This window comes from Tateyamaria sp. syn59, assembly GCF_007995245.1.
Taxonomy (GTDB): Bacteria; Pseudomonadota; Alphaproteobacteria; order Rhodobacterales; family Rhodobacteraceae; genus Tateyamaria.
The window spans coordinates 93,977-109,466 of sequence record NZ_VCBA01000008.1 but is presented as its reverse complement, the minus strand read 5'-3'; the positions used below and the strand labels follow the sequence as shown (position 1 = coordinate 109,466).

Here is a 15,490-nt window from a genome sequence, read left to right as displayed (position 1 = left end):
CATGACATGAAGAAGCTGCTTCCCCTGATCTTTTTGCTGGTGGGTACAGGCGCCGGTGTTGGCGCAGGTATCTTTCTACGTCCTGAGCCGGAGCCAATCGCCGAAATGGATGCGGAAATGGCGGCTGAAACCGTCGAAAAATCGGATGATGCCACTGACATCTCCGACCGTGAATACATGAAAATGAACAATCAGTTCGTTGTTCCTGTCGTCAGTGGAGATTCTGTCGAGGCATTGGTTGTGATGTCGCTCAGTCTTGAAGTTCTGGCAGGTCAGAAGGATGCGATCTATTCAAAGGAGCCGAAGTTGCGGGACTCTTTTCTGCAGGTTCTCTTCGATCATGCCAATGTCGGTGGTTTTGACGGTGCTTTCACCAACGCCAACAATCTCGCGGTTCTGCGCGGTGCGCTGCGCGAGGTTGCTCAGAAGGATATGGGCGAGCAGATCACCGACGTCTTGATCGTTGAGATTGCGCGCCAAGACTACTGATCACGCTGCGATTGCTGCAACTGCGATATCTCTATTGCCTGTTCCAGACGCTTTTTCCTGTTCTCCGCCTTGGTCCGCGCCGCGTGTTGGGAGATCAGCTCTTCGGTGACAGCCTTTTTGCCGGCTTCCTTTCGGAAGGATGCCAGCAGATTTTCCTTTTGCGCCAGAACCTGCGCCAATTCGATGCTTAACCGTCGTTGGTTCTGAGCCAACCATTTCAACCAAATGATGTCCCCTCCGATCGCGCGCAGGCTCGCATCCGATTCATGCTGGCAATGCGTGTCGCGAGTGAGGTCCTGAAGGCGTTTAAGCTCGGCGCGAAGCGTGTTTTCACGATCCTGCAGTGAAGCAAGGGCTTGTTCACTACGCCGGTACTTCAAATCGGCGAGCTGTTTCAATTGTCCAAGCTCATGCATCAAACGCGACCCTTGGCTTGTTCGCGCAACTGATCAGCGAACCGGATGGCCGCAGCAACCGCGGCATATTGCTCTGGCAGAATCTCATCGCCAATCTGTGTAACTGAATAAAGCGTTCGCGCTGTCGGTGGATCGCTATGGATTGGAACTGCGTTTTCCTGAGCAATTTTGCGGATACGCAGTGCAACCTCATCAACCCCCTTCGCCACACACACCGGCGCGGTGCCGCTCGCCCGCGACCACTGTAGCGCGACGGCATAATGGGTTGGATTGACGACAACGACATCGGCGGTTGGCACGTCGCTCATCATTTTCTGTGTCGCGATGGCTTGGCCGCGCGCCCGCCGTTCCTGCTTTAGATGCGGATCGCCTTCGGAGTTCTTGGTTTCTTCCATGATCTCCTTGCGGGACATGCGGTTTTTGCGAATGTGCTCCTGATGCTGCCAGACGGCGTCAATTCCGCCGAGTACAACAGATATCAACACGACAACGAATAGGAATGCGATCACAAGTTCTGCCAAAAGCGAAACAACAAGGCCCGGCGAACCGTGCATGACGTTGATCATTTCCGGCAGTCGCGCTGTGAGAAAAAGCGCCAGGCAGCACGAGTACAGCACAAGCTTGACGAAGCTTTTGGCAAACTCAAAAAATCCGCCGCGACCGAACTTTTGTTTTGCGTTTTGTATCAGTGAAATTCTGGAGAGCTTTGGTGCGACCTTGCTTGGAGCCACGACAAAGGCGCGTTGCGCCAGCACCGCACACATTACGGCGACCGCCGGAACGAGAAAGATGGGTGCAACAGCGACAGATGCGGACCAAAGGATTGCGCCCATCGCCGCAGCGGGATCGCCAGCGAACAGATCGTCAGCAAGCGGCAAGGCCTGGTCCAGCAATACCTGCATCGCCGTGCCGAATGACGTCAGGCTGAACGTTCCAATCGCGACAAGGGCCAGCGTCAAGCCGGCATAAGCGGAGGCTGTGTGCAGATCCGCAGATTTTGCTATTTCGCCTTTCTTGCGCGCTTCCTGCAGCTTGTGCGGCGTTGGATCAAATGACTTGTCGGTGTCTTCATCTTGCCCGCTCATCTTGGTGCCTCGAAAGGCGCGGCCATGAACTGGTCGAGCGCCGACAACCAGACAGAGAGCATCACCGGGGCCGCCAGGAACAAAAGAAACAGACCGCCCAAGGTGATGACCGGCGCGCCCACGAACGCCACCATCAGCTGCGGCATCGCCTTGTTGATGACGCCGAGTGCGAGGTTGTACAGAACCGACATCAGCAAAAACGGTGCAGACAAAAGGAAGGCAAGTTCAAACGCATATGCGATCTGACCAAGGCCCCAATCGGCAACGTCGCGACCTGCGGCGAACAAACCCATGGGGAGCAACACATACGAGTGGATCAGCAATTCGGCCGCCTTCACGTGCAGTCCTGCCATAACGGCGAGGGCGATTGCACCGACGGTGAGCACGTAGCCCATGGCAGGCAACGGTTCGATCCCGGCACCGCCCAAAATCTGTGACAAAGACGTGGACTGCGCGGCAATCGCGCCAGCTGTTTGCAACGCGAGTATGAACAGGCGAATTCCAAGGCCAAGCAAAATGCCAGCCAGGGTTTCGGTGAATGACAGAACGGCGAGCGCGTCCATCGAAAACTCTGGCAAGTCGACCGCGATCGCTGGTGCGACAATCAAGGTGAATGCCAGCGCAATCACCAGTTTGATCCGCATCGGCACAGACTGCTCTCCGAAGCCGGGAAGGAGAGCGACCGTTGCGCCGACACGCAGGAAAACCACGAAACCCAACCATAGCTGAGACTGCAAAACTTCAATCAGTTCGGCAGCAGCGTTCATGCGGCCACGACACCGACCAAAGACGGACGGGCGTCTACCCCAATCTCTTCAAAGGAAAGAACAGGGTTGTTCAGGCCTTTGGCCCGCATCATGGTTTTCAGAAAGCGGCGTCGGCGTGTGTTGGTCACCACGGCGGGAAAAATACCCTGACCGCTCGCATCCTGGAGCTTTTCCGACACGTTGTCCGCCAGTCGATTGAACAGGTCTGGGGGCAGCGCAATGTCGAGACCGCGATCCGCATCGACTTGATAGCTTGCAAACGTGTCTTCCCACTCAGGAGCGAGTTGAATGAGTGGAAGTGTTCCGTCCTCACGCCTGATGCCGGAAATGATCTGAAACCCAAGGCGCTGGCGAACATGTTCGCAAATTGCCTCGGGTTGCGCATTCACGGCGCGCGCTTCGGAAACGGCTTCAAGGATGAGCGGGAGATTTCGGATCGACACCTGTTCTTCCAACAGCAGTCGTAGGACCGAATGGAGCACATCCATCGGGACTTTGTCCGGAATAAGCGCGTCGAGCATCTTGCGATTGGCCTCTGCTCTGACCGGATCCGACACGGATTTCATTTCCTCGAGCAGGCGCCGTAACGACTTGAGCGTCAGGAGCCGACTGAAGTTGCGTTTCACAACTTCCAGAAGGTGAGTTGCCAATATTTCCGTCGGAGTGACCAAGGTAACGCCGGCCAGCGCTGCCATTTCCTGATCTTGCGTGGCAATCCAGCGTGCCGGAGCACCATAGACCGGTTCGGTCGTGTCTTCTCCGCCAGGCAGGTTATCGACCGTGTCAGGCGCGAGGGCGAGGATATCATTGGGCCGAATGGTTCCGCGTGCCTGCTCGACACCTTGAACCCGCAAGAGATAGCCGCCGGTGGGCAGACTGGCATTATCCGTCAGCCTGATCTCGGGGAGAATGACGCCAAAGACCGTTGCCACATGGACCCGCATATTCGCAATACGCGCGTCGAGGCCCGTACCCGGGTCCAGTACCATGGTGACGAGATCCGGCGCGAATTCAACATGAATGTCATCAAGTTCGAGCACATCGCCCAGTGATTTTTCCGGCGCGGCCTCGGTTATGTCATCAAGGTCAATTTGTGCCGTTTCATTGCTACCCGCTCTTTTGTTAACGGCATATGCGGCAATCCCGAGGCCGATCGCGCCTGCCATAAACGGCATCACCGGCAGGCCGGGAACGAGGCCTAGGAGCGCCATCAAAACGGCAACGGTTGCAAGCGCCGCCGGGTGCCGCCCAAGCTGTCCAAAAACGGCCAGATCGGTTGCACCTTGGGCACCACCGCGGGCAAGTAGTAAAGCGGACGCAATTGATATGACGACAGCGGGAATTTGCGAGACCAACCCGTCTCCGACTGTCAGAATCGCGTACGTCTCAAACGCGTTGCCCAAGGCCATTCCGTGGATCGCAACGCCCATCACCAGCCCAGCAACCAGATTGAGGAGCGTGATCAATAACCCGGCGATCGCGTCCCCTTTGACGAATTTTGACGCGCCATCGAGCGAACCGAAGAAGGTCGTTTCGGCCTGTTCCAATTCGCGCCGCGCTTTGGCCTCGTTGTGGTCGATTGCACCGGCAGACATGTCGCTGTCGATGGCCAGTTGCTTTCCTGGCATGCCGTCCAACGCGAACCGCGCACCGACCTCGGCCATGCGTGTGGCACCCTTGGTGATGACCATAAAGTTCACAATCAAGAGCACACAAAAGACAACCAATCCGAGGAAGACACTGCCTCCCATAATGAATTGTGCAAAGCCTTCGATCACATCCCCGGCTGCGCCAGTCCCGGTGTGACCCTGCCCGATAATCAGCTTGGTCGAAGATACGTTCAAGGAAAGCCGCAGCATCAACGACGCAAGAAGGATTGTTGGAAATGCCGAAAAATCGAGGGGGCGCTCGATAAACAGGGTGATGGTGAATATCAGAATCGCCAGGGCAAATGAGGCGGCGAGCCCGATATCGAGCACCCAGGACGGCATTGGCAAGATCATCATCACGATGATCGCCATAAGCGCGATTGCCAACAGGACAGTAGGGCTGAAAAGGGCTGACTTGGTCAGTGTCATATGTTGAACCCGCAATGCATGTCGCCGCGATTAATCCGAAACACCGGGCTGGAACGATTGACCGGACGGGAATACTGCTCCGGTCCACCGCTTGATGGCGTTTTGCTTGACTGCCACCGAACGCAAACAACAATCATGTTGTGGTGTGCAGGTGATGGACTGGGCGCAATTAGAAGGCGTTGCAACCACTTCATCGTGGTCACGAAGATCGGGAGTATTCGCATAGCCGGTTGTCCTCATCACTTCTGTGACAACGGCAAGCTATGCCCAGGCGCGTTTACATTTGGTAACCAAGTCTTGGCGCATCGTCAGTTTTCGGACGGTAAAACGCTGTCTGTATTTGCTGTGATCAGTTGTTCGATGACCTCGCGCGCATCGGCGCTGTCTTCCAGTGCGTTTTCTATCCGTCCGAGCATGCCATCAAGGTCAGCTGAGGTGTCCATTTGTGAGGCGGCGATTTGCAGTGTTGGCCCCAAGACTGGAACATCCGGTTCCAGCAGTTTTTGCCAGTCGTCTGACAGCCAAGCCGCTTGCACGCTGTCTGTTTCAGCGCCGAGATCGGTTAGTATCTCATGGGCAAGGTCGTGATCTCCGATCAACATGTGAGCTTCTGCGCGCAGCCGCGCAGCCTGTTCCCCGTCTAACCCGCGCAGGAAAGACAGCGCCTCAAGTGGTCTGGACAACCCAAGCGAGACCTCCGCCCGCATGGTCCTGTTCTGACGGGTTTGTGGGAGGTCGCTTTGTACAAAAAGCAGCTGTTCAGCTTCAATGAAGAAACCGAGTTCAACTAGTCTCGCAACAACCAAAAGCGCAGCACTTTGCGAAATGTTCATCGAGAGATCAGAAATACTCGTGAATGTGTGTCGAACAAACGTCGCATCATCGGCATCGCGCGAAAGTACTTCAAGTACAGACGAGCGCAATTGATCTGTGGTGTCTTTCATCTTGCTGGAGCGGATTCGGTCCAGAGCGGAAAAGGCAGCATCAAATTGTCCGGATTTGGCCAACGCAAGCACGTGTGTACTGCGTAATTCGTCGCCGAGCGGATCATTCCGGAACTCAATCGCATAAGCTTCGACAAGTGTTGCAATATCTTCGTCAATATCAACGCCGGTGTCAAAATGTGTATCGACATAGCGAACGAGCGCCTCGGCGGATTGTTCATCATTGGATGCAACCACAGTTTGCAACCTATTTTGAGCCGAGACGACGTCCCCCATGCTCAACTCTATGTCGGCTTTGGCGAGTTCAGCAGCCGGCGGGAGAGGTTGCGCGGTACGCTCCAGCCCCCTTAGAGCTGCTGCTGCTCCAGCTTCATCTCCATATGCGAGAAGTTTTTTGCTGAGCGCTGGTGCTATGTGCTCACGCAAATGAGGAGGCAGACTGCTCAAGGTTCGAATGGCAGCTTTGGCATCAACGCGCTCAGAGGCGTTCAAATCCTTTTTCGACAAAATCGCCCAAAGAGCAACGTCAGAGTCGCAGTCCATAAAGTTAGAAAGGTAGCCATCGGTTCGTGCGCCACCATATTCCATAATAAGCGCGATATCCATCAAGGCTGGATTCGAGGACTGCAAATCTGCATCCATTTTGAGTATCTGAATTGCTTCTGCTCCAAAGCCGTAATGCAAATAGAGCTGAACTAAGTCTATTGCGACATTAGCGTTCAAACGGTCGAATTCTGAATATAGGTTGCGGCGAAGTGCAGATGTGCGCTTTGCAAAATTTGTGTCTGCGCCCCATTCCTGTATCTGCACAACCGACGGTTCAATACACCTTACGCCAGAGGTGGTTGAGGCCTGAAGTTGACGCCCCACCTGGCTGGGAACATCAGTGCTTGATGTGACTCTTAAATTGCCACCGGCGGGGGGCTGGCGGACTAGTGAATTGTTGTCCGGTGCCGAGGAGTCAAAAATTCTGACGTCGATTTGTGGACGCACTTGCCGGTCGAAACGGGTGGGAAGTTCTCGGCTTGGATTGAGTACACCCGTTGTCGCCGCTTGCCCGATCCTTTCAGCAAGCTTTTCCCGGGCTTGGCGTAGAGATGTTGGGTCACCTTGCGCCTGATCGGGCCGTGTTGCAAGCGGCGGTGTCACGGGAGTGGGCGTGAAAACGGAGTTTCGCTGTTCTGCGCTTTTGGTTACTTCCGGCGTGTCGACAAGGACATTCGCCTGTTCGCGGAAGCTCGGGAATTGTAGTTGTGTGGAGCCGGTGAAGTTTAGTGGCGAAGAATCTCCCGGTTCCTCATCGTCGGTGACGGGCGTCGTGGTTTTAGCAATGTCGACGACTATCATGCGGTCACCGGCGGTGTAGACTTCGGCCGCACAGTCGCAGTTGAATACAAGCGACAGCGCGCTTTCGGATGCGGTGACGCCTTCGATGTGACGGCGATCAATCCGCTCGAAAATGCGCGATATGTCAAATCCTTCGGTATGGTCGGTCAGACTAACAACTGCGCCCGCCTCATTTTGTTTAAAGGACCATTCCGTGCCCTGTGCGACATCCAATACAATTCGGGAGAACCGCTCATGCGCGCCCGACCGCACAGGCACTTCAGCAGCAACTGCTGCGACGCACGACGCAAACCAAAGACTACAAAGACCTAAAGCGCGGGTCATGCTGCGTTTTGCTTTACCGACTTCAGTGCTTCCTCCAAATCCGAAAACGAGGGGCGGCAATGTGACGGCGTGTTTTGACGGCCAACTTCGATACAAATGTTCGTTGCATGGTTGTGCAGGTTAGCCACGAGGACTTCGCGGATGAGTTGGTAGAAGTGGGCGTCTTGCTCCACGACGGCTTTCACCTTGGCCGCAAATGGACCGACGAGCCCGTAAGCCAAAAAGACGCCCAAGAACGTCCCGACCAGCGCGCCGCCAATCAGCTTGCCGAGGACTTCCGGCGGTTGATCAATGGATGCCATGGTCTTAATCACGCCCAAGACCGCAGCGACAATACCAAGCGCCGGCAGACCATCTGCAACGGTTTGCAAAGCATGGCTGGAGTGCATGGCGTGATGCATATTTGCCTCCATCCGCTTTTCGAGGACCTCTTCGACCTGATGGGGATCATCATAGTTCATCGATGCAGAACGCATGGTGTCGCAGATCAGAGCGGTCGCCTCTTTGTCTGCAACAATCTTGGAATAGCGCGAAAAAATCTCGGAGTTTTCCGGGTCTTCGATGTGTTCTTCAATTGCGACCGGATTTTGACGGGCCAATCGGATCAGCTCAAACAGCAAACATAGCAAGTCCTTGTAGTCCTCATGCGCCCATTTGGGGCCTTTGAAGACCTTACCGAGGTCCTTCATCGTGTGCTTGATCTCGGCCATTGAATTGCTGATCAAAAAAGCGCCAACAGCTGCGCCCATGATCATCGTCATCTCGAAAGGCAGGGACTTGAGAATGATCCCCATTTTGCCACCGGCGGCCAAGTAACCGCCGAACACCATTACGAAAATGGTTACAATGCCAATAATTCCGATCACGTGACGATTCCCTCATTACGATCTGCTCAAACCATTGCAGACACCCGTTAACAAAGCCTCACGACCACTCAGTTTTTGGGCGCTTGCGCATTCCTTCCCGCCACAATTGCGCTGATGGAATAAGCCACTTGCGGATCAAGCCCGGCGAGGATTTTCGCGGCCACCGTCGGATCCATACGGCCTAAAAAGCCAGCCGCAAAAGCCGGTTCCATCGCTTCAAACAATGCGGACGCTTCTTTGGGCTTCATGTTTTCATAAACGGTGGTAAGGCGCGCCAGATCGTCTTCTGCAGCCGTTTGGGCGATTGCCAATGTGTCTCGAAGCTGCCGCTCTGCTGCTTCAAGCGCCACCAATCGTCGCTCCACTTCGGTTTGGGCGACGTCCAGTGCCTTACTTCGAGCGGCAATGGCGTTTTCGCGTTTCGTCACCTTTGCTTCCCGTGCTTGGATTGCATCAAGCAGCGGCTGAATGTCACCGCTTTCGAGCCTCTTGGGCTGAACCTGCGCCGGTTGAGCGCTTAGGGGCAGAGAAAAACCGTTTGCTAGGTCCACGTCGGCCAGTGCGGATGTCGCGCTTGTCCCGACACGCACCGCTGCAGATGACAGAAGCAAAGCCACCAGAAACGCGATTGATCCACGGCTGGTGATCCTCTTTGGGCGACGTGTTTTCATTGCCTGGCTCCGACACTACGGCGGGTAAAGATTGGCTCTCCAACCTCTTGAGGAGCGGGCGTCGCAGTCTCAGCAACTGGCGTGTCGGGAACATCGTGCAAAGAAGCCATCTGTAGCTCGAGACGCCGCGCCATTTCTGTCGCCCGTTGCGTGGTATCGTTCAGCGTCTCTGCGGATTCTGCGGCCGTTTTCTGTGCAGCCTCCAACGTTTTGGTCAAGTCGTCGACCTGTGAGGACAAGACGGCGACTGCTCCACCGACACCTTTTTCCAGGTTGTTGAAGCGGTTCAACCGTCGGCCGAGAACGAAACAATAAAAGCCCGCGCCAAGCGCGCCGGCTGCCAGCAAGATGTCAGCAATCAAGTCCATTTTTCCACCATCAGCTTAAGACAAATTCCATGATGAGCAGGTCGTTTACGCGACCTGCGCCCGCCACAATTTCTACCCGTCGCAGCATTTGCGCGCGCAACCGGGTGAGCGCTGCGGGGCTTTCGATGTCTTTTATTTCCAGGGCGCGCAGGTATCCGTTCAACACGTCGATAACCCGCGGCAGGATGGATTCGACATCTGACACATACTGGGATGGCACTTCCAATTGGGCGCGGAAGCGCAAGTGTCGACCTTGGGAACTCGGTGTCAAAGAAATCACCATCGGTTCCAGTGCGACAAAGGACACGTCGGGAAGCGCATCGGGTGTCGTGTCTTTCTGAGTGCTGCTCACTGGCGATTCGGGGGCGAGGATCAAGCCGGAGAAAGTTGCAAAAAAACCGCCTCCTGCGCCAAGCAAAAGCGCGACAAGCCCCAGTATCAAGGGCACTTTCGAGGATTTCTGCACCTCTTCAGGTGCTTCTATAGCTGCGTCCGTCATCTGGGTCCTGCTCAGAATGTGTCGGAAGCAGATTTCTCACAGATCAACTAACCGATTGTTAAGGCTGTTCAGTCATTGCTGGCACAACGCCGGACAGAACGTCTGGCATGACGGAGGCAATTGTGCAGCAATTACTGAATGTCTGGATGGCACTCGATATCAAACGTCAGATAACCGTGGTCGTCGCGACCGTGGCGATGTTTCTGGCGATTCTGGCGATGTCGCGCATCGTGACTGCGCCAACAATGACGTTGCTTTACGCAGGGCTGGAAAACGGCGCTGCAGGGGATGTCGTGCGGGCGCTCGAACAGCGCGGCGTTCCGTTTGAGGTGCGCGGCGGCTCGATCTTCGTTGCATCTCAGCAGCGAGACGAATTGCGCTTGACCCTTGCAAGTGAGGGACTGCCGGCAAATAGCAGCCAAGGCTATGAGCTGTTGGACAGCCTTTCGGGTTTTGGCACGACATCACAGATGTTTGACGCTGCATATTGGCGCGCCAAAGAAGGCGAATTGGCACGTACAATCGTGTCCAGCCCTCATGTCGCGATGGCGCGCGTTCATATTGCGTCCACGGGCTCAAACCCATTTCAGCGCAGCATCACGCCGACTGCATCCGTTGCAATCGCAGCGAATGGCGGCGAGCTTTCAGCCAAGCAAGCCAAAGCAATCCGTTTTCTCGTGGCATCGGCTGTTGCCGGTTTGTCAGCTGATGATGTTGCGGTGATTGACGCAAATGGTGCGGTTCTGGGTATGGGCGATGACGCCGCTCCTGCGACAGGGTCAGAGGACAAGTCGCAGATGCTTCGAGAGCGTGTCGAACGACTGCTAGAAGCGCGCGTTGGGCCTGGCAATGCCGTTGTTGAGGTCAGCGTCGATACCGTCACCGAAACCGAAGAAATTCGCGAGCGCCGTTTCGATCCCGAGGAACGTGTTGTCATCAGCACGGACACCGAAGAGAGGACGAGCACGTCGAACGAGGCGGGCAATGGCGATGTCACTGTCGCATCAAACCTTCCGGATGGCGAAGGGGCGGGCGGTGACAACTCGTCGTCCCAAAACTCGGAAACCCGCGAAAGGATCAATTACGAAGTGTCGGAGACGGAGCGCGCTATCGTTAAGTCGGCGGGTGCGATCCGTCGGATCACGGTGGCGGTTCTGGTCAATGAGGTTGTCGCACCTGACAGCGGTGACGTCGATCCAATTGCCCGCTCGCCTGAAGAGCTTGAAGCGCTGCGCGAACTTGTTGCTTCCGCTGTGGGATATGATGAAAGCCGGGGAGATGTCATTACGATCAAGGCGATGGCGCTCCAGCCGGTATTGCCGCAAGGGACAATAGCCGAAACCTCCTTGCTTGATGGCGTTCACCTTGACGTGATGTCCGCTATCCAGATGGCAATCCTCGCGATTGTCACGCTTATCTTGGGCCTGTTCGTGGTCAAACCTGTTCTGGCTCGCTCTGGCTCCACAACCGGCGAAGGTGCCGATTTACCGCCGGCTTTGCCAAGTGGCGGTTTTGGAGAAACGCCCCAGCTTGCGATGGAACACGGTGATCTGCCAGACATCGACATTGCGGCCGCTCCCGAAATGCTCCCGGATCTTTCGGCACTCACGTCCGGTCCAGACAGCACTATGCCCGCGCAGCTATCGGAAGATCCGGTTGATCGGCTCCGTTCCATGATCGGTGAGCGGCAGGATGAAACGGTTGAGATATTGCGCAGCTGGCTTGAAGAGGAGCGGGCCTGATGTCAGCAGCTCATCTCTTTGAAGACTTCGGCGAACAGAAATCCAAGCCCGCGGATGCCGTCGCCATGCCCATAGAAATGGTGGAAGATCAGAAGCTTGAGGCTTTCGAAAAGGGGTATCAGGCAGGCTGGGAAGATGCTGTAGCAGCTCAGTCTGAGACGCAAGGCTTCGTTTCGAGCGGACTGGCGTCAAGTTTGCAAGACGCGTCCTTCGAGTATCACGAGTTGCGTGCCACTATGACCGCAACCGTGGAAACGGTCATCAAAAGTGTCACGGACATTGTCCTGCCCAAAGCCGCGCGCGCCAGTCTTGGCGCTCATGTGCGAGAGAAAGCACAGGATATGGCGCGCGTCAGCCTCGACAAACGCGTTGAGATCGCTGTGGCTCCCGAAAACGAAGCGGCCGTTCGCAGCGTGCTCAACGATGACATCCCCGACCCGTTTCTTCTGGTCAGTGACAACCTTCTGGCACCATCGCAGGTGGTTTTGCGTACTGAACAGACGGAAGCAGAAATAGATCTCGACCGGACAGTCGCGGACATCTCGGCCGCTGTCACATCCTTTTTCGAAGCCCAAACCTTTGAGGTAAATGATGGCTGAAACTCCTTCTCCCAAGGCGCTTGCGTCCGACACGCATAACCCTTTTACCGCTGTCCCAATTGAGATTACCGTTTCCGTTGGACGCGCCCGGCCGCTTGTCCGCGATCTGGTCATGCTCGGATCGAATGCCGTGTTGACGCTGGATAAGCGCGTCGATGACCCGGTCGATCTGTTCGTGGGGGACAAATTGATCGCGCGCGGCACATTGGAAGAGGCCGATGGTGAGGAAGAAGGCCAGTTGGTTGTCCGCTTGACCGAAATCCTTGATTTGGGCGCGGGCCTCTGAGCTTGCCATGAGATATGCAGTTGTACTGTGCATCCTGTTGTTTTGGCCTGCAATGGCTGGCGCTCAGGATGTGGCCATCTCGCTCGGAGACGATGGTTCGCTAAGCGCGCGAACACTGCAGCTTATCGCCTTGATTACAGTCCTAAGCCTCGCACCTGGGCTGGCGATCATGGTGACATGCTTTCCATTTCTGGTGACGGTGCTGTCGATTTTGCGTCAAGCGATCGGCTTGCAGCAATCGCCCCCCAACATGCTGATCGTCAGCCTCGCGCTCTTCTTGACGTACTTCATCATGGAGCCGGTCTTTGTCGACGCCTGGGAAAATGGTTTGCGCCCCTTAATCAACGAGCAGATAGAGCCGGATGCCGCCTTTTCTAGCACCTTGGAGCCATTCCGGGTGTTTATGGCGGGTCGTTTGGACGCGGATACATTTGCTGCAATGGCGGATCTTCGACCGGACACGCGGGGCGCAACGCTTGAACCGGACGCACCCCTTTCGGTTTTGGTGCCCAGCTTTTTGTTGTCTGAAATCTCGCGCGCATTCCAAGTCGGTTTTCTCATTTTCCTTCCGTTTCTCATCATTGATTTGGTTGTTGCAGCCATTCTGATGAGCATGGGTATGATGATGGTCCCGCCGGCTATTGTGTCGCTGCCCTTCAAGCTGGCATTTTTCGTTATCGCTGACGGCTGGAGCCTCATTGCGGGCAGCTTGGTGCGCAGCTACTTTTGATATTGCCCATAATTGCCTCATGCAGCGCCAGGCACCAAGACTTGACACCACAGTCGCTCTGAACCCACGGAACAGCGCCCATTTCCGCTTAACCCAATGTCCGTGTTACGCCAGACTCGGTGAGAGCTAATGTAAGCGCAACGGCTCGTCAGTTTACCTGACCAGCTACCGCTTTACCGGACAACAAATTCTGCATGCAATGCGCCCGCCGCCTTTATGCTTTTGAGGATGTCGATCATATCCCTGGGCGCGACGCCGAGTGCATTCAGGCCAGCAATGACTTCAGACAACGATGCGCCGTCCGGCACCTCTGCCAGTCCTGGGCCGTCGTCCTCTTGCAAATCCACCGTCGTACGCGGCACGATCACCGTCTGACCGTCGGCAAAGGGGTTCGGTTGAACAGCCAAGGGTTGTTCCTGAATGCGGAGCGTCAGGTTGCCCTGTGACACTGCAACACGAGAGATGCGCACGTCGTCACCCATCACGATGGTCCCGGACCGCTGATCTACCACAACTCGCGCTTTGCGCTCGGGCTCGACGGCTATGTTTTCGATGCGACCTAGAGCGTGCGCCGCCGAACGCGCCCGGGTTTGCGAGATGTTGAGCGAAACTGTTCCAGAATCGAGCATCGTCGCAACGGATCTCCCAAATACGCCGTTGATTGCTTCTTCGATCCGAGCTGCCGTAGTGAAGTCTGGATCGCGCAAGGCGAGGCGCATGTTGGTGAGGCTGCTGAGCTCGAAGTCAATCTCCCGTTCGATCCGAGCACCGGACGGGATCACGCCGGATGTAGGGACGCCTTGGGTCACGCGTGCACCATCACCTTCAGCAACGGCACCACCTGCAATGATCGTCCCCTGCGCAACCGCATAGATCTCGCCATCTGCAGCGTTCATGGGCGTCATAACAAGCGTACCGCCCAAGAGACTTTTGGCATCCCCGATTGCGGACACGGTTATGTCGATCTGACTGCCGCTGCGCGCGAAAGGGGGAAGCGTTGCAGTAACGATCACGGCAGCCACGTTTTTGGGGCGAAACTGTTCACCGGTGACGTTGACGCCGAGCCGTTCCAGAATGTTGGTCATAATGTCTTCGGTAAACGGCGCGTTCCGCAACCCGTCGCCCGTGCCGTCAAGCCCGACAACCAATCCATACCCAACCAGGTCGTTGCCCCGCACGCCGTCAAAGTCCACGAGATCCTTGATGCGGACCGGATTGGCCTCTGCAAGTGATCCGAATGTGATGGCGACCATGCAAATCAGAGTGCGGATCATCTGACGAAATTCACCAATGAAAGGTCCGACATACGCGCGGTCACGGTGTAAAGGGATTGAAGCTGGAATTGGACTGCCTCCAATTGAGTTGCGGTGTCGTACGGATCGGCTTGAAGAAGCGCGCCCTTGGCGAACTGAAGTGTCGTTTCACGCGCTGCGTTTTGCGTCGCAATCGTATCAATGCGCGACTGTGCAGAGCCTAAATTGCTTTGTGTTGCAGTGAGTTGGTCCTTGGCCAGGATCAATTCGTTTCCTGCCAGCTGCAAAAGCTCTTGTTGACCGTTGCTAGACAGACCCAGCGTGTTGTCTGCAGCAATTGCGGCCAGCGCCGTTCCTTTCAAAAGATCCCGAAAGACCGCCTGATCTGCTTTCAGATCGACCGTCACGTTTTGCTCTTCGCCCACCTGAAAAGCTGCGATCGAATTGTCTGATCCGATGTATGCCGACGAACGAAAGCCGGTGGGGTCGTCGAACCACTGCGTGACCGCGTCAGCGATGTTTGTGACGCCTGTGGTTCCGGCGATTGCCGCGCGCAGGTCCGAGAGTATTGTGTCTGCTTCGGCCAACGCTGGCGTATTTGTCGCGGCGCCAGCAAAAATCGAACGGCCCGCGCTCGATGTGTTCAAGGTCGAAACGAGTGCCCGAAATTCATTTGCCGCATCGACCGAAAGCTGATCCAGAACCGGGCCGACGGCGTTAGACGAGACGGTGAGGAGCGTACTACTGAGTGTGCCCGCGCTGGCGTCCATACGGTCCAGCGCGCTTTGCGCGCTATCAGCAAATTGCGCGGCTTCCGATGTTGCGACTTTGTAGGCCGACAGTGTGCGGAGATCACCTTCGATATCTGACAGGTAGCTGACATTGCCTGCGAGCACGGATTTGACATCGCTGACCTGGCCGCTTGCCAGTTCTTCGTTCAGGCGCGCCATCTCGGTCTTGAGCGCCGCGCCGCGGCGCTGGAGCAGAAATGTCTGGGCGAGATCGCCAAAACCATAGGTGTTCATC

Annotated in this window: 16 protein-coding genes; 5 read left to right on the top strand and 11 right to left on the bottom strand. The window is 55.9% G+C overall.

Annotated features, from left to right (window positions below; genetic code table 11):
* Positions 1 to 6 precede the first annotated feature (6 nt).
* Entirely contained in the window at positions 7 to 489 is a 483-nt protein-coding gene (locus FD715_RS15840; RefSeq protein ID WP_147111868.1) for a flagellar basal body-associated FliL family protein, read from the top strand.
* On the opposite strand, the gene FD715_RS15835 is transcribed toward FD715_RS15840, so the two are convergent.
* From FD715_RS15835 to fliL, 9 genes are all read right to left on the bottom strand, one after another.
* Positions 483 to 905, bottom strand: coding sequence for a hypothetical protein (locus FD715_RS15835; RefSeq protein ID WP_147111865.1), 423 nt, complete (start codon positions 903 to 905; stop codon positions 483 to 485). The two genes, FD715_RS15840 and FD715_RS15835, sit on opposite strands and share 7 nt — an antisense overlap.
* Entirely contained in the window at positions 905 to 1,990 is a 1,086-nt protein-coding gene (locus tag FD715_RS15830) for a flagellar biosynthesis protein FlhB (protein WP_147111862.1), read from the bottom strand. Before FD715_RS15830 ends, FD715_RS15835 begins: the two co-directional genes overlap by 1 nt.
* Positions 1,987 to 2,757: a flagellar biosynthetic protein FliR gene (locus FD715_RS15825; RefSeq protein ID WP_147111859.1), complete on the bottom strand. Its 771-nt coding sequence runs from the start codon at positions 2,755 to 2,757 to the stop codon at positions 1,987 to 1,989. The genes FD715_RS15830 and FD715_RS15825 overlap by 4 nt, the downstream gene beginning before the upstream one ends.
* A complete protein-coding gene (flhA, locus tag FD715_RS15820) occupies positions 2,754 to 4,835 on the bottom strand; it encodes a flagellar biosynthesis protein FlhA (RefSeq protein WP_147111853.1) in 2,082 nt (693 codons plus the stop codon). Before flhA ends, FD715_RS15825 begins: the two co-directional genes overlap by 4 nt.
* Before the next feature lie 308 nt (positions 4,836 to 5,143).
* Entirely contained in the window at positions 5,144 to 7,450 is a 2,307-nt protein-coding gene (locus FD715_RS15815; RefSeq protein ID WP_147111850.1) for a M48 family metallopeptidase, read from the bottom strand.
* Complete coding sequence (gene motA, locus FD715_RS15810) at positions 7,447 to 8,316, bottom strand: flagellar motor stator protein MotA (protein ID WP_147111845.1); 870 nt, start codon at positions 8,314 to 8,316, stop codon at positions 7,447 to 7,449. Before motA ends, FD715_RS15815 begins: the two co-directional genes overlap by 4 nt.
* Positions 8,317 to 8,384: 68 nt before the next feature.
* Entirely contained in the window at positions 8,385 to 8,933 is a 549-nt protein-coding gene (locus tag FD715_RS15805) for a MotE family protein (protein WP_370455413.1), read from the bottom strand.
* Positions 8,934 to 8,983: 50 nt separating this feature from the next.
* On the bottom strand, positions 8,984 to 9,355 hold the full coding sequence (locus FD715_RS15800) for a hypothetical protein (protein ID WP_147111839.1): 372 nt from the start codon (positions 9,353 to 9,355) through the stop codon (positions 8,984 to 8,986).
* A 10-nt stretch (positions 9,356 to 9,365) separates the two neighbouring features.
* Complete coding sequence (gene fliL / locus FD715_RS15795) at positions 9,366 to 9,854, bottom strand: flagellar basal body-associated protein FliL (RefSeq protein ID WP_147111836.1); 489 nt, start codon at positions 9,852 to 9,854, stop codon at positions 9,366 to 9,368.
* Positions 9,855 to 9,961: 107 nt separating this feature from the next.
* Here fliL and fliF point away from each other — a divergent pair, with 107 nt between their 5' ends.
* The 4 genes from fliF to fliP are packed head-to-tail and all read left to right on the top strand — an operon-like array spanning position 9,962 to position 13,211.
* Positions 9,962 to 11,596 (top strand): flagellar basal-body MS-ring/collar protein FliF, encoded by a 1,635-nt coding sequence (gene fliF / locus FD715_RS15790; RefSeq protein ID WP_223274918.1) that lies wholly within the window; start codon positions 9,962 to 9,964, stop codon positions 11,594 to 11,596.
* Positions 11,596 to 12,195 (top strand): hypothetical protein, encoded by a 600-nt coding sequence (locus tag FD715_RS15785; protein ID WP_147111833.1) that lies wholly within the window; start codon positions 11,596 to 11,598, stop codon positions 12,193 to 12,195. Before fliF ends, FD715_RS15785 begins: the two co-directional genes overlap by 1 nt.
* Positions 12,188 to 12,481 (top strand): FliM/FliN family flagellar motor C-terminal domain-containing protein, encoded by a 294-nt coding sequence (locus FD715_RS15780; protein WP_147112250.1) that lies wholly within the window; start codon positions 12,188 to 12,190, stop codon positions 12,479 to 12,481. The genes FD715_RS15785 and FD715_RS15780 overlap by 8 nt, the downstream gene beginning before the upstream one ends.
* Positions 12,482 to 12,488: 7 nt before the next feature.
* A complete protein-coding gene (gene fliP, locus FD715_RS15775) occupies positions 12,489 to 13,211 on the top strand; it encodes a flagellar type III secretion system pore protein FliP (protein ID WP_147111830.1) in 723 nt (240 codons plus the stop codon).
* A gap of 173 nt (positions 13,212 to 13,384) precedes the next feature.
* Here fliP and FD715_RS15770 read toward each other — a convergent pair whose 3' ends face one another.
* Both FD715_RS15770 and FD715_RS15765 read right to left on the bottom strand, forming a co-directional pair.
* The gene (locus FD715_RS15770) at positions 13,385 to 14,485 is read right to left on the bottom strand and encodes a flagellar basal body P-ring protein FlgI (protein WP_147111827.1); all 1,101 of its coding nucleotides are present in this window, start codon (positions 14,483 to 14,485) and stop codon (positions 13,385 to 13,387) included.
* Positions 14,482 to 15,489 carry a flagellin gene (locus FD715_RS15765; protein WP_147111824.1) on the bottom strand — a complete coding sequence of 336 codons (1,008 nt, stop codon included), beginning with the start codon at positions 15,487 to 15,489 and terminating at the stop codon, positions 14,482 to 14,484. Before FD715_RS15765 ends, FD715_RS15770 begins: the two co-directional genes overlap by 4 nt.
* Position 15,490 lies beyond the last annotated feature (1 nt).